14 protein-coding genes and 2 pseudogenes are annotated in these 14,242 nt (G+C 38.0%); 14 read left to right on the top strand and 2 right to left on the bottom strand.

What is annotated here, in order from left to right; all coding sequences use genetic code 11:
* The first annotated feature begins 37 nt into the window (after window positions 1-37).
* On the top strand, window positions 38-1,231 hold the full coding sequence (gene coaBC, locus ACZQK9_RS11740; RefSeq protein ID WP_483270687.1) for a bifunctional phosphopantothenoylcysteine decarboxylase/phosphopantothenate--cysteine ligase CoaBC: 1,194 nt from the start codon (window positions 38-40) through the stop codon (window positions 1,229-1,231).
* Here coaBC and ACZQK9_RS11735 read toward each other — a convergent pair.
* Together ACZQK9_RS11735 and ACZQK9_RS11730 are read right to left on the bottom strand one after the other, a co-directional pair.
* Window positions 1,228-1,365, bottom strand: coding sequence for a DUF2179 domain-containing protein (locus tag ACZQK9_RS11735; RefSeq protein ID WP_483270717.1), 138 nt, complete (start codon window positions 1,363-1,365; stop codon window positions 1,228-1,230). The two genes, coaBC and ACZQK9_RS11735, sit on opposite strands and share 4 nt — an antisense overlap.
* A gap of 129 nt (window positions 1,366-1,494) precedes the next feature.
* A pseudogene (locus tag ACZQK9_RS11730) lies at window positions 1,495-2,105 on the bottom strand (YitT family protein); the annotation flags it as partial.
* 384 nt (window positions 2,106-2,489) lie between these two features.
* Between ACZQK9_RS11730 and rlmD the strand changes: the two are divergent.
* From rlmD to ACZQK9_RS11665, 13 genes and pseudogenes are all read left to right on the top strand, one after another.
* Window positions 2,490-3,872 (top strand): 23S rRNA (uracil(1939)-C(5))-methyltransferase RlmD, encoded by a 1,383-nt coding sequence (gene rlmD / locus ACZQK9_RS11725; protein ID WP_483270686.1) that lies wholly within the window; start codon window positions 2,490-2,492, stop codon window positions 3,870-3,872.
* Window positions 3,873-3,991: 119 nt separating this feature from the next.
* Window positions 3,992-4,951, top strand: coding sequence for a hypothetical protein (locus ACZQK9_RS11720; protein WP_483270685.1), 960 nt, complete (start codon window positions 3,992-3,994; stop codon window positions 4,949-4,951).
* 12 nt (window positions 4,952-4,963) lie between these two features.
* Entirely contained in the window at window positions 4,964-5,257 is a 294-nt protein-coding gene (locus ACZQK9_RS11715) for an HNH endonuclease (protein ID WP_483270684.1), read from the top strand.
* 122 nt (window positions 5,258-5,379) lie between these two features.
* A complete protein-coding gene (locus tag ACZQK9_RS11710) occupies window positions 5,380-5,661 on the top strand; it encodes a recombinase family protein (RefSeq protein ID WP_483270683.1) in 282 nt (93 codons plus the stop codon).
* A gap of 110 nt (window positions 5,662-5,771) precedes the next feature.
* Window positions 5,772-6,091, top strand: a pseudogene (locus ACZQK9_RS11705) (recombinase family protein); the annotation flags it as partial.
* A 9-nt stretch (window positions 6,092-6,100) separates the two neighbouring features.
* Window positions 6,101-6,934, top strand: coding sequence for a recombinase family protein (locus ACZQK9_RS11700; protein WP_483270716.1), 834 nt, complete (start codon window positions 6,101-6,103; stop codon window positions 6,932-6,934).
* Window positions 6,879-8,213, top strand: a complete 1,335-nt coding sequence (locus ACZQK9_RS11695) for a recombinase family protein (RefSeq protein ID WP_483270715.1) — start codon at window positions 6,879-6,881, stop codon at window positions 8,211-8,213. Before ACZQK9_RS11700 ends, ACZQK9_RS11695 begins: the two co-directional genes overlap by 56 nt.
* 127 nt (window positions 8,214-8,340) lie before the next feature.
* Window positions 8,341-9,546 (top strand): hypothetical protein, encoded by a 1,206-nt coding sequence (locus tag ACZQK9_RS11690; RefSeq protein WP_483270682.1) that lies wholly within the window; start codon window positions 8,341-8,343, stop codon window positions 9,544-9,546.
* Between the two features lie 149 nt (window positions 9,547-9,695).
* Window positions 9,696-10,550, top strand: a complete 855-nt coding sequence (locus ACZQK9_RS11685; protein WP_483270681.1) for a uracil-DNA glycosylase family protein — start codon at window positions 9,696-9,698, stop codon at window positions 10,548-10,550.
* Window positions 10,547-11,137 (top strand): dTMP kinase, encoded by a 591-nt coding sequence (gene tmk, locus ACZQK9_RS11680; RefSeq protein WP_483270680.1) that lies wholly within the window; start codon window positions 10,547-10,549, stop codon window positions 11,135-11,137. The genes ACZQK9_RS11685 and tmk overlap by 4 nt, the downstream gene beginning before the upstream one ends.
* A 17-nt stretch (window positions 11,138-11,154) precedes the next feature.
* Window positions 11,155-12,006 carry a carbohydrate kinase family protein gene (locus ACZQK9_RS11675; RefSeq protein WP_483270679.1) on the top strand — a complete coding sequence of 284 codons (852 nt, stop codon included), beginning with the start codon at window positions 11,155-11,157 and terminating at the stop codon, window positions 12,004-12,006.
* Between the two features lie 4 nt (window positions 12,007-12,010).
* The gene (locus ACZQK9_RS11670; RefSeq protein WP_483270678.1) at window positions 12,011-12,703 is read left to right on the top strand and encodes a class I SAM-dependent methyltransferase; all 693 of its coding nucleotides are present in this window, start codon (window positions 12,011-12,013) and stop codon (window positions 12,701-12,703) included.
* Window positions 12,696-13,751 (top strand): nucleoside 2-deoxyribosyltransferase, encoded by a 1,056-nt coding sequence (locus tag ACZQK9_RS11665; RefSeq protein ID WP_483270677.1) that lies wholly within the window; start codon window positions 12,696-12,698, stop codon window positions 13,749-13,751. The genes ACZQK9_RS11670 and ACZQK9_RS11665 overlap by 8 nt, the downstream gene beginning before the upstream one ends.
* The last annotated feature ends 491 nt before the right edge of the window (window positions 13,752-14,242 follow it).

Raw genomic sequence — 14,242 nt, 5'->3', positions numbered from 1 at the left:
TGCTGGAGAAAATATACCTTGGACTAGGAGGAACATTATGCTTACAGGAAAGAAGATTGTGCTCGGTGTGAGTGGTGGTATCGCAGCCTACAAGATGGCGAATGTTGCAAGCATGCTTTCCAAGCTGCATGCAGACATCCATGTTGTGATGACAGAGAATGCGACACATTTTATCACACCGGAGACATTTGAAGTACTGACAGGAAACCACTGTTATACAGATACATTTGACCGTTGCATGGAACTGCATGTACCCCATATCGCGCTCGGTACGCAGGCGGATGCAATTCTGATTGCACCTGCAAGTGCGGATGTAGTTGGCAAGATCGCGAATGGAATTGCGGATGATATGCTCACAACCTGTGTGCTTCCTGCAACCTGTCCGGTTATGCTTGCCCCATCCATGAATGTACATATGTATGAGAATCCGATCGTGCAGGATAACATGAAGAAGCTTGCCTCCTATGGATATGAAATCATCGAGGCGGACGAAGGATATCTGGCATGTCGGGATATCGGCAAAGGAAAGCTTCCACCGGAGCATGTACTTGTGGATTATATTATCCGTGCCTGCGCAATGGACAAAGACCTTGCAGGTAAGAAGGTGCTTGTGACAGCGGGTGCCACACAGGAGTCTATCGATCCGGTCCGTTATATCACGAATCATTCGACCGGCAAGATGGGGTATGCATTGGCACGTATGGCGGCATTCCGTGGCGCCGAAGTTACACTTGTGGCTGGACCGACGAATCTGGAAGATCCGTTGTTTGTCGATATGGTGAAGGTTGTCACAGCGGAAGATATGTATGAGGCAGTGACAAGCCGGAGCGCGGACATGGATATCATCGTCAAGGCAGCGGCGGTTGCCGATTACCGCCCGGAAAATGTCAGCGATGAAAAGATCAAAAAGCAGGATGGCAGCATGGCTATTCCGCTTACAAGAACAAAGGATATTCTGGCATATCTTGGCGAGCATAAGAAGGACGGACAGTTTATCTGCGGATTTTCTATGGAGACAGAGCATATGGTAGAAAATTCAAAGAAGAAGTTAGAGAAGAAGCATATTGACATGGTTGCTGCAAACAACCTGAAGGTAGCAGGCGCCGGATTCGGCGTAGATACGAATATTATGACACTCATAACAAAAGAGGGAGAAAAAGAACTCCCTCTGATGAGTAAAGAAGATGTCGCAAATGCGATATTGGATGAAATCGTTGCAAAGATAAACTAATCATTTGGTATATCATGAAATCTGCCAGCGAGTTCTTCGGTTTTGACGATATTGATAAACGCATGTGGATCAATCGAACGAATCAGAGGAATGAGCTGGCGTTTTGCTTCTGTGTTGATGACAGAGTAGATCAAAGTTTTCTCTTTTTCTTCATAACAGCCGATGCCCTGAAACAGCGTGGCATCATGGTTGGTTGTTTCCCGTATTGCTTTATAGATCTGTTCGGAGTAATCCGAGATGATAAATAATGTTTCTTTTTTATATCGTTTATAAAGAATCTGAATCGCCTGTGTGCTGCAGAACTGGAAGATGATCGAATAAAGCGCAATCGACCAGCCGAAGAGATAACCGGCCAGAATCAGCAGCATGACATTTCCGAATAATATATAGTTCCAGGCGTCGATTCCTTTGCGCTGGGACAGATAGATGCTGATAAAGTCTGTACCACCGGTTGTCGTGCCGACATTCAAGCACAGCTGATGGCAAATCCGTTGATCAGACCACCGAACACGCTGTTCAGCATGGCATCCTGCGTAAATACATAGGTAGGCAGCATATCAACGAAAATACTCGACAGAATGATCGTGAGAATCGAGTAGAGCGTGAATTTCCGTCCGATGAATTTGAACCCGATGTAGACAGGGATGATATTTAACAGGACATTTAGCAGTGTATATGGAACATGAATATGCAGGAATTTCTGGAAGATCTCCTGCAAAAGCAGAGATAATCCGGAGAAACCGCCCGGAAATAATCCCGCAGGACGTGCGAAACAGCACAGATTCCATGCGAAGATGATGGACGCGAGGATAACGATGAAGATCCGGAATACCTGATAGAATTTCGGGTGTTTGTATTCAATGGACTGGAACATGGTGAACCCTCCTTTGCGGTGTGTGGAATTTGTGGATATGTTGGTATTTCATTGCAGGAATATAGGATGTATTGAAACTAAGAAGTACTAGATGTTCTGATATATATAGTTGTAATCGTACGCAACCGCCGCCAATTTGCCATCCGTGGCTCAGTGGCGGCTTGTTTGAACATCGTGTTCAAACATTGCTGATTATACTCAGAACATCAAGAACTTCTAAGTTCCAAACATATCCATATTACTGCAATGAAATACAACCATATATCCGCAAATTAAAGAACATCTTAGTGTTTGGTTATTTGTTGCTTTCTTTCAAATTATAAATATAGTATACTATGATTAGTTGAATTTATAAATATGAATTAGGTAAAAAGAGGAACGAAAGTGAAGAAAAACGATAGCATAGAATTAGTGATAGAGGATATGGGAACAGACGGTGAAGGAATCGGACATGTCGCAACCGAGGACGGCAGAAGCATCGCAGTATTCGTGAAAGATGCCGTGATGGGCGATACAATTCGCGCTGCAATCACGAAGGTCAAAAAGCAGTATGTGTATGCGAGATTGGTGGAAGTAATTAAACCGTCACCATATCGTGTAGAACCGAAATGTCCGGTGGCAAGACCATGCGGAGGCTGTACATTGCAGCATGTCAGCTACGAAAAACAGCTTGATTACAAATGGAACAAAGTCAAGAACTGTCTTTCGCGAATCGGCGGAATCGAGCATCCGGAAGATCTGATGGAGCCGATTATCGGTATGGAGAATCCGTGGAATTACCGGAACAAAGCGCAGTTCCCGGTGGGACGGGACAAGGACGGAAATGTTGTAACAGGATTTTATGCAGGCAGAACCCATACGATCATTGACACGCCGCATTGTGATATTCAGGCGGAGGGCAATGATGCGATTATCCGGTGTGTGCGGGATTTCCTGCAGGAATATAATATTTCCACCTATGATGAGGAGACACATACTGGTTTGATGCGCCATATCTTAACAAGGGTAGGATTTACAACCGGCGAGATCATGGTGTGCCTGATCATCAATGGCACGAAGCTTCCGCATGCGGATGTGCTGGTGGAGCGGTTGCGCCGGATCGATGGAATGACGAGCATCAGCATCAATATCAATCAGGAAAAGACGAACCGGATTCTGGGAGATACATGCAAGACCTTATGGGGGCAGGATTATATTACGGATTATATCGGTGATGTGAAATATCAGATATCACCATTGTCGTTCTATCAGGTAAACCCTGTGCAGACAAAGAAACTGTATGACAAAGCCTTGGCATATGCAGATCTTCAGGGCGGGGAGACAGTCTGGGATCTGTACTGCGGTATCGGAACTATTTCGCTGTTCTTGAGCAAAAAGGCAGCGAAGGTGTATGGTGTGGAAATCGTCCCACAGGCAATCGCTGATGCGAAGGTAAATGCGCAGATCAATGGCATCGAAAATGTACAGTTCTTCGTTGGCAAGGCAGAAGAAGTGCTTCCAGCCGAATACAAGGAACACGGCGTATATGCGGATGTGATCGTCGTTGATCCGCCACGTAAGGGCTGCGATGAGACGTTATTACAGACAATCGCAGATATGCAGCCAAAGCGAATGGTCTACGTGAGCTGTGATCCGGCGACGCTTGCCAGAGATGTGAAGCGCATGGGCGAGCTTGGGTATCAGGTCGAGAAGGTTGCGGTTGTGGATCAATTTTGCCAAGGGGGACATGTGGAAACAGTCTGCCTTCTGTCGAGAAAAGCTCAATAAATCAAAGGATTTTGCCATTTTGGGAATAAAATAGATGTGTGTTTCTGTTTCCGTAGAGTGATGATATAAGTGGAGATTTACCCCAGGGGATAGGCTTTTGAGAATGGAAGATATACATTTTGGCGAAAGGATACTTTTTCGCAAAAGTTGTTTCACGTCATGAGGATGAGAAGATGAGTAATGATTTTGAGAATTCACAGGAGTATAGGAAAGCACTTGAGATAGCTAAGAAGCAGGAAGAATTATATAAAAATGTTACGAAAGCGATATCTCCAGAAGCGTTAGCAAAATTTCAAGAACTCAGTAACAAATTAAGCGAATGGAAGAACTCACTTAATAATATGCCGGGGCTTCTAAAGTTTGCAGAAATGCTCAAAAATTATCAGCAAGAGGTCAGAGTAACTGAAGGTTTAACTGAAGCTGAGTTTGAAGAAAAATATAGATCTGAAATTGAGTGGAGTGAAAAGTTCGGAAAAAATGGTTGGGTTATTTCTGAGCATTCAAATCCTGCAGATATTAAAAATTGGGAACAATTATTACGTGAAGGGGAAGCAAAGGTAGCAGAGTTTTTTGACGGAGAAGATATTGTAATTCTTGATGTGATTATAGAGGGATTACAAGAAAAGTATGTTTCGGACGAGATACTGTTATATTTTAAGAATGGTATGCAAGCTTTTGAAAATGAAGATTATATGACTGCAGCTATGTACTTGCTTGCATTACTTGATAATAGAGTGAATAAATTAGTTGATTTTCCGAACCAACATATGAGTTACAAAGTTAAATATTCTAATAGTGGCTTTGCAAATCAAATGGCCGAGGATTTTAGACAGCTTACCGAAAAACGAGGATTTATGTCAAAGAAAATATACTTTTTGGAAATGTATCCTTCGTTAATTGCATATTTTAATAGGATATTTATAGATGGCTCATACAAGTTCGAAAAAGGTATAGAACCTTCGTATTTGAATAGGAATTGGTTAATGCATGGTCGAATGAATAGAAGCATTGAAAGATATGAATGTATACAGATTTTGAATGCACTAAGTGTTATCGAGTTCATGTTTGGAGATAGGTAAGGAGCATTACGAATGAATAAAAGAGATGATTTTTCGCAAAAAACTATAGATACGTTGTGTGAAAGAGTGGGAGGAAAGTGTTCTAATCCAAATTGTAGAAGAGAAACAAAAGGTCCCCGCAGCAATCCACAAAAAAGAGTATCAATTGGTGAGGCGGCACATATAACTGCGGCAGCTGAAGGCGGACCAAGATACAATCCGGACTTGACGCCAGAGGAGAGAAGTAGTATAGAAAATGGAATTTGGTTATGTAGGTCTTGTGACAGATTGATAGATAGTGATGAAAGGGTATATTCGATATGGTGATTGTAGGAACGATAAATAGGGTGGCTTTTTACTGCAGAGTCAACCATCGTGATAGAGACTATGAAAAATATCTGGACGATGTAATGAGGCGGTTGGAAGAATATGGAAAACAGAAATGAAATTTGCAGATATTCTATGAGGAAGCTTCAGGAGCCGACTCGAACAGAAAAGAATTTAATCGTCTGAAAGCGGAAATCATAGCAAAGAAGATAGATGTGGTGATTACCATGAGGGCTACTACGATTGCCCGTAACTGGGCACAGTTTATGGAGTTCATGCTGATTTGCAGTAAGAAAAATGTGGATGTGGTGTGCATTGACAAGGTAGAGGATGCACAGGCCATTTTCCGAAGAATTCAGGAGTTTAAGAAAAGTTTTTTTGAAGGAAGTGATGTAACGTGCTAGTAAAAGTGATTAACAAACGACCAGCATCAGTCTTACAAAAGAAAAGGGTTTGTGCTTATGCCAGAGTTTCCACAGACAGCAGAAGACAGGAAGATTCTCTTGAAAACCAGATGGAAACATATGAGAGACTGATTACCGGAAATCCGGAATATGAATTTATCGGAGTATTTGCTGATCAGGGCATATCCGGCTATTGTGAGAACCGCCCACAGTTCCAGAGAATGACGGAGAGGCAAGGGCAGGAGAGATTGATTTAATTATTACAAAATCCATATCGAGGTTTGCAAGAAATACCGTCACCGTTCTAAAGTTCGCAAGAGAACTGAAAGAACTGGGTGTCGGTATTTTTTTTGAAGAACAGAATATAAACACTCTTTCAGGGGACGGCGAGATGATGCTTGCCGTCCTCGCTTCTTTTGCACAGGAGGAAAGCAGGAGCATGAGTGAGAACAATAAATGGTCCATTCGGAAGAAGTTTGAGAGGGGAGAAGTGATGATTACCACATCCCGCTTCCTCGGTTATGACAAAAACGAATATGGAGATTTGATTGTGAACAGAAAGGAAGCGGAAATTGTCAGTCTGACTTTTGACCTTTATCTGCTGAATGTCGGCTCGTCAAAGATTGGGGAGCTGCTTGATTACCTGGGTGTGAAAACGGTGACGGGAACAACATGGGAAAGTGGGACTATCAATGGGATGCTTTGTAATGAAAAGTACAAAGGGGATTTTCATCTGCAGAAGTATTACACCCCTGAAAACAAAAGAAACCATACAAGGAAAAACAACGGGGAAGTGCAGAGTTATTACATTTCGGAAAATCACGAACCAATTGTATCGCCAGAGGTGTGGGAACAGGTACAGAAGGTCAGAGAGCAGAGAAAGCATGACAGGAATATTGGACAGGACAACACAATGAAGTTCCAAAACCGCTATCCCTTAAGCGGAATGCTGATTTGCCCTTACTGCGGAAAAACACTCCGGCGCAGACAGGTTTACAAGAAGAAAATCCAATGGCTTTGCAGCACCTACATTGAAAAGGGAGTCAAGGCATGCAAAGGGATAAGGATTGATGATGCCGAATTGCAAGGCTTGAACATTACGGAACAGACAGTGATTGAGGAGGTGGTTAAAAATGGCAAGAAGCATTACGGTTATACCAGCAAAGCAGATTTCGACTGCGGAATCAGGAACAGCACAGTCAGTGCAGAAATTGAAGATGGCAGCGTACTGCCGAGTGTCAACCGACCAAGAAGAACAGTTATTAAGCTATGAGAATCAGGTCAATTATTACACAAATTATATCAGCGAGAATTCTCTCTATGAATATGCAGGGACTTATGCGGATGAAGGAATTTCGGGAACCAATACCAAAAAGAGAGATGAATTCAACCGTATGATTGCTGATTGCAGGGCGGGGAAAATAGACATGATTATTACTAAGTCCATTTCCCGATTTGCAAGAAATACGCTAGATTGCTTGAATTATGTGCGAGAGTTGAAAGATTTTGGGATAGGGATTATTTTTGAAAAGGAAAATATCAATACCCTCGATGCAAAGGGAGAAGTGCTGCTTACCATTCTTTCCTCACTGGCACAGGATGGGAGCCGGTCCATTTCAGAGAACTGTACATGGGGAATTCGCAGAAGGTTTGAAACAGGAAAACACAAAATGAGTACAAAGCGTTTTCTTGGCTACGATACGGATGAAACGGGGAAGCTGGTAATCAACAGGACGCAGGAGCCGATTGTGGTTCGGCTGTATCAGGAATTCATGGACGGAAAAACAACCGATTACATCAAGCGGATTTTTGAACGGGAAGGTGTAAAAAACTGGGATGGCGGTACGAAGTGGCAGTCCACAACCTTAATGAGTATGTTGGAAAATGAAAAATACAAGGGTGATGCCTTGCTGCAGAAAAGTTATACGGTGGATTTCCTCACTAAGAAACGTACACAGAACAAAGGGGAAATTCAGATGTTTTATGTGGAGGATGATCATGATGCCATCATTTCAAAGCGGATTTGGGAATGTGTACAGCTTGAAATAAAACGCAGGAAAAAGTACCTGGAGGAGCATGAAACAAACTCCTATTCCCATCGGCCGGAAAGCAATCCATTTGCATCCAAGATAATTTGCAGAGACTGTAATAAGGTATTTGCACGGAAGGGCTGGCGGAGCAGCACGGGCGTTGACCGTAAGGTATGGCAGTGCAGTGAACGCTACAAGGTCAAAGGAGTCATGGGATGCGCCAACCGTCACGTAGAGGAAGAAACGCTGGTAAAGGCTTATCTGATGGCTTGGAACGCACTGGTGGAGAACAGAGAGGATTTCATGGAGCAGTGGACGGAGCAGCTTCAGAGCGAGAACCTATTGGAAGGTTATCGGGCAGAAAAGTTCATAGAATACACCGATGGGGCAGAACCTTTGACGAAGATGGATACTGACTTCATGTTGAAAACGCTGGACCACATCAAGTTTTTTGAAGATGGAACATTGCTAGTGCTATTCCTGGACGGAACGGAGATTGAATGCAAAAATGAAGAGGAGTAAGAAAAGATGCCGATTGGGAGTTGCGATTCCTGATCGGCTTTTTTTCTTGCTCTTTTTCGGATAGTAAAATGTAGGTGGATGTGGTAAAATAATGGACAGAATAAGACTTATTTTTTGTTAAGAAGGGATGAGTATTTTGATTCAAATAGATATAGTGGATTATGATAATTTGTCAAGTCTTGGGATGCGGGTAACAAAGTATGTTAATAGTAATTTGCGGGAGATACTACGGGTATTAATAGATATTCTTGAAACAGACCCGGAGTTTGATTTAGATGGATTTTTTCCAAGAGATTATCTTATGAGAAAACCGCAAGAGTGTAGAAATGCAGTCAACGAATTATATGAAATTATCTGTTCAAAAAATATAAGGGATTTTATTAAGCCTAAATATGAATATTTGCTATATGCAATATTATGCTGGTGGGAAGATTGCACAGATAATGAAGATGATTTAATAATAAATCCCATAGACGATGAACTTAAAAGAGATTTAGATAATGATGATGGAAAGAATATTTTAAAATGGATACAGGATTTTGAAGAATACTACTATATTTGTTTTCAAGATCATGATTTTTTGCCAGAACAATTGAGTAGTATGGTTATGTTATATCTTAGAAATCCGAAGTTGTTAGAAATGTTTTTTCAACATGATAATCTTGATGATTACATTGATTTAATGGAATGTGATTTGCGGGATAGATATTTGGAGACACAGAGTGAGAAAAATAGAGATTTGTGCACTTCATTGTCCGAAAATATTGTAATTGAATTGATATGTGTGATTAAACGTTTCCAGAAACGCATTGTCCATTTTGAAAATCGAGATGAAGTGGAAATTACTGCAGATATCCAAGATGCTATTGCAGGAAGTCTGAATAATAAGTATGGTTTGCACATTTCACGTGAATTTACAATGGGGCGAGCTATTAAAAAATTGGGCGAGACAGATTTATATATATACGCAGAGAAAGACGGACATGTTATAGATTATGCAGTGCTTGAGAATAAATATATTGAAAACTTTACAAATCAATATAATCAGTTGATGGGATATTTAAACCCTAATTTTGAATTTGGTATTACGTTATCTATGAATAGAGAAATGTCCCTAAAAAAAGGATTTGATGAAATAGAGAATAAGTTGAATAACATCAAAGGGGCTTTTCATCCAATCAGAATTCAAAGAATCGGGGAGAGGGATACTTTAATGATTATTAGTGAACATATTGTTCCTGAAACCGGTAATAGGATGAAAGTATTTCATTTGATTTTTCAACTGAACGATAGAGAACGGAAAGAGGTAGCGGTATTAGCAAGAAAAAGATAATATAGTGGAGCGTTTTGATGAAAATAAAGAAAAAATAGCTACTATCTATAAAAAGTGACCTGAAAAATTGTGATAGCAAAGAAAGATTTCATAATGACAACAAGTTAAAGAAGTTTTATAAAAACAATGATGAAAATTGGAGAAGAAGGATGAATAATAGTAAGTTAAAAGAATTATTAAAAATATATGAAGAAGCATCAAAATGTACGTTGTGTGAGAAATTCAGTAGAACAAGTTCCAAAGAAGGAACCTATGATGGTCTTATTAATTTTTTTAATGAAAAAAGTCTGTATTTGAATATTCCGTCAATTTGGACAGATTGGGTTAATAGAAGTAATTCAAAAATAATGATAGTTGGTCAAGATTGGGGACCTTATGTTGATATGCAAAAATATAATACTCGATATAAAGAACTAGTGGAAATGGGGGAAGACAAAGAGAGTGCATGGAAAACGATTGTAAATGAAAAAGAGAGTATGACTAAATGTTTAATGACAGAGTTTGTAATTCGCTCAGCGAAGCAATGTGGGATTGATATAGATGAAAAAATAATGGAATCTTGTTTTGTTACAAATGCAGTATTATGTGCAAGAAAAGGGGAGAATTATAGGGGGACAAATAATTTCTCAGCAAAGTTTTGTACTGAAAATTGTACTAAAATGTTAAATAAACAAATTGATGCAATACACCCATTAGTTGTTATTACGCTAGGATATTGGCCATTCTATTCAGTTTGCAAATATCATAACATACCAGTATATAAAACATTGAAAGAGAATATATCACATTATAGTTTGAACAAAGAGAATATAATAAATATTTCTTACGAAAATAATCCGATTTATGTGTTACCGGTTTATCATCCAGTTGCACAGGTGAAAAAAGACGAGCAGATTTCCCTTTATAAGATTATGTGGGAAATATTACTACAATACTATTCGAAAGATACTCTAATAAATGAATTGTGTACATATAAATATTGCCGAGAGGAGTTGAATCTATGAGAGGACATTATATTGTTTTTGAAGGGATTGATGGTAGTGGAAAAACTACTATTTGCTCAAATACAGCAGCTAGACTTAGAGAAAGTGGATATAAGGTTTTGCTTATTTCAGAACCAAGTAAATCGGAGATTGGTCAGTTGCTGAGAAAGCAAATGAAAACTATGACACTCAATCAGAAAACGATAGCATTATTATATGCAGCCGATTCCTATGATATCCAAGCCCAAATATTAGAAGACTATGATTTTATATTAAGTGATAGAAATTTTTTTTCAACAGTGGCGTATCAAATGGTGGATGTTGATGAAAATTGGCTTTTTTCAATGCATAAGTTTTTAGAAATTCCAGATGCAGTTTTTTATTTAAATGTTTCAGTTGATGAAGCATTATCTAGAATTGAGCGGCGAGATGGAAATAGAGAGGTCTTTGAGAATAAAGAGAGTTTAGACCAGATTAAACGAAATTATGATAAAATAATGAACAGAAGAACAGATTTTAGAATTTATAAAATAGACACCTCTGAATGCAATGTAATTAAAGTAGGAGAAATAGTATTAGAAACATTGAAAACCCAGTTTAATATGTAAGAGAATGGAGAAATATTATGAACGTATTGTGTGTAGGACAGATGGGATGGGATATAACAACTATTGGTGAAAATAAATATAAGAATTTTGGCGGATCAGTTCTACATTTTTCACTAGCAGCAGCACTTATGGGATTAAAAGTTGATATGTTATGCTATGTCAATAAGAGTGAGTGGAATGAATTACTTATTAAGCTTGATATGATAGGAATTGGAACAGAAACCATTGTTGATTTTTATGATACGATAAAATTTTATATGTATTATGACGAAAATATGGTTTTTTGTGAAGATAAATTTTCAATGGATATAAATAGCAAAGAACCTCTAATCTTTGATACAATACCAAAAAATATATCCTACGACATGTATAATATTTGCGAGACTACACCTGAACAAGATTGGAAGACTTTGAGAAAGATTCTTGACCATAATCCTGAAGCTAAGATTTCTATGCAATTTCATATAGATAATCTGCTTAGGAATAAAGAACTTTATACGTCAATGTTGGGAGAAATAGACTATATATTTATGAATTTTGATGAAGCATTATTTATATCAGGTAAAGAAGCAATTGATGATGCGATTGGATATTTGCAACAAAAAATAAAAAATGTTTTATTTATTACTTCACATCATATAAATTATGCTGTTAATAGCAAAGGGGTAATTACAATGAATACAATGCCGATTAATGATGTGGTAGACCCAACAGGAGCAGGGGATTGTTTTGCTGGAGGTGCAGTAGCAGGCTTGTGTATCAATAATAGATTAGAGGATGCACTTAGATTTGGAGCAATTTGTTCCTATTTTAAACTTAAAGGTTATTCTAGTAATTTTTTGTTAGACATGTTAAAAGTAAGTAGGTGATACAGTGGGATTAAGATTAGGTACCTTAGAGTGTATTAATATTATTAGGCATGATTACTACAATCGGGTAATCTCAGAAATTATCAAAGGAAAAGTAAATATCCTGATAGTAGGAGGAGGATATGGTGATTCTTTAGAAGATTATTGTAGTAGTGATTTGAAGATAACATTTACAGATATTGAACTTGATGCAGTTGAATATGTTAGAAAGAAATTTGCGGATTATAATGTTGATTTTCAATGTTGTTCAGCATATAACTTACCATTTAAAGATAATGCTTTTGATTTAGTTGTGAGTACATTAAATGGCAGTTATCTAAATAGCAAAGCATTGAAAGAGTTTAATAGAGTAATGAATCAAGATGCAATACTAATTCTTTCAGAAACTACTATAGAATATATGGATTATTTGCGAAAAATTGAAAGGTATAATGGAAAAAATATTTTAGGGAGCGATATGAAAACAAAGATATCTCATCCATATGTTTATGAGAAAGAAGAATTAGAGTCTATATGCTGTAATTGTGGATTCAGCCCAATATATTATAAAATCTTGAGACCGAACAATTTGATATCTCAAGATGAAATTTCAAGTGTGATTATTAATTTTTCAAAATATCTAGGAAGTGAAATAGCAGATGTTCCGCTTCTATATTATTCAATTTCAAGAAAGGAATATAAATGTAGAGATGATTAATGAACTATTAAATGGTAAAAAGATTATCTATATAGCAACTAGGTTGTTTAATATTCAGGATAAGATGGCTGGAAATAAACTTGAGCAAAAGGTGTATAGTGCTCTTAAAAATTGTGTAAATCGCAGTGGAGAGAGTATGAACATATATCCGTTATATTTACCTTTTAGAGATACAAATGAAGATCAACTCTTGGGATGTGATGATGCGTTTAAAATAATTTATGAAGCAGATATACAGAGATTGGAACGATTGTATGCATTGATAACATATTTAGACGATCCGACAAAAGATGATGGAATATGTATGGAAATAGGGTATGCATATGCTAATAAAGTTCCTATAGTTTTACTATCTTCTGATGTTCAGTATTATAGAATAAACAGGAGCATTTCGTATCATTCAGATCCAATAATCCATAAAATGGCAGCAGAATATATTTATATGCCTGAAATTCCTCCATCAATATATGAAGTCACTTCTCAATGTGACAGAATGGAAATGATAGCTAAGGAGTATGATGGGCGTTTATTAGATGCAGAAGAGAAAATTTTGAAACGAATGGAACAAGTTGTTGAGGGGCTATATTTCAGCTATGAAAAATATATACCAACCCCAATAAAAGTAGATATACCAAATAAAAAAGTTTTTATAGATATGGTTGGAGGAAAATATGAATGGTCACGAATGATACAAGAGAAAATAGTGAATGAACTTGAAAATAATAATGTTACTTACTATTGTGGTAACAGATTTTTTTGCTGTGAAGATGATATGTTGGTTCGTGGTGAGAATGATATAAAGAAACTATTAGCAAGTGATATAGTTGCTGTTTGTGTTGATGGAACTGAATCAGATGCAGGTGCATCGGCTCTTATAGGAATGGCAAAAAAGATGGATAAAACTATAATTTTATATTATAGTTCTACATGTGATATTTTAGAAGGAGAAAGTTCGTGTCTTAGAAATTTGATGATAGAATTATCGGCAGATTGTATATGTTCCTCTTATGGAGAATTAGTAAAGATGATTTTGCAATATATAAAATAAAAAGTGATATACAATGTAAAGACTGGGGTAAAAACTACCCCAGTTAGAACAGTCAATCCTTTTAGCAAAAGGTGACGGTTTCGCTATTTAGTATAAGAAGTAACTTTCACCGCATGTGGAAACAGTCTGCCTTCTGTCGAGAAAATCCCAATAAGTCAAAGGTTTCTGCGATTTTGAAAGAACAATAGAGGTATGTTTTTGTTTCCGCAGAGTGATGGTATAAGCGGGGGGGCATCCCAGGGGATAGGCTTTTGGGAAACGTAAGATATACATTTTGGCGAAAGGATACTTTTTCGAAAAAGTGGTTTTGTTATAGGAGCATATGATGAAGGATATAGAACAATTAGCAACCCAATTTCGGAAAGCGGTTGATGCGGCATTGGAAGATGGTGAAGTGGTAAACTAATTTTGGACACAGAGGGGGGTATTTTGGGACACAGATATATTATAATCAATACATGAACTAATTATCTGTGGGCATCCATAACTCC

This window comes from Wujia sp. (genome assembly GCF_056872695.1).
The sequence above is the reverse complement of the archived record's forward strand: the minus strand, read 5'-3'. Positions and strand labels throughout refer to the sequence as shown.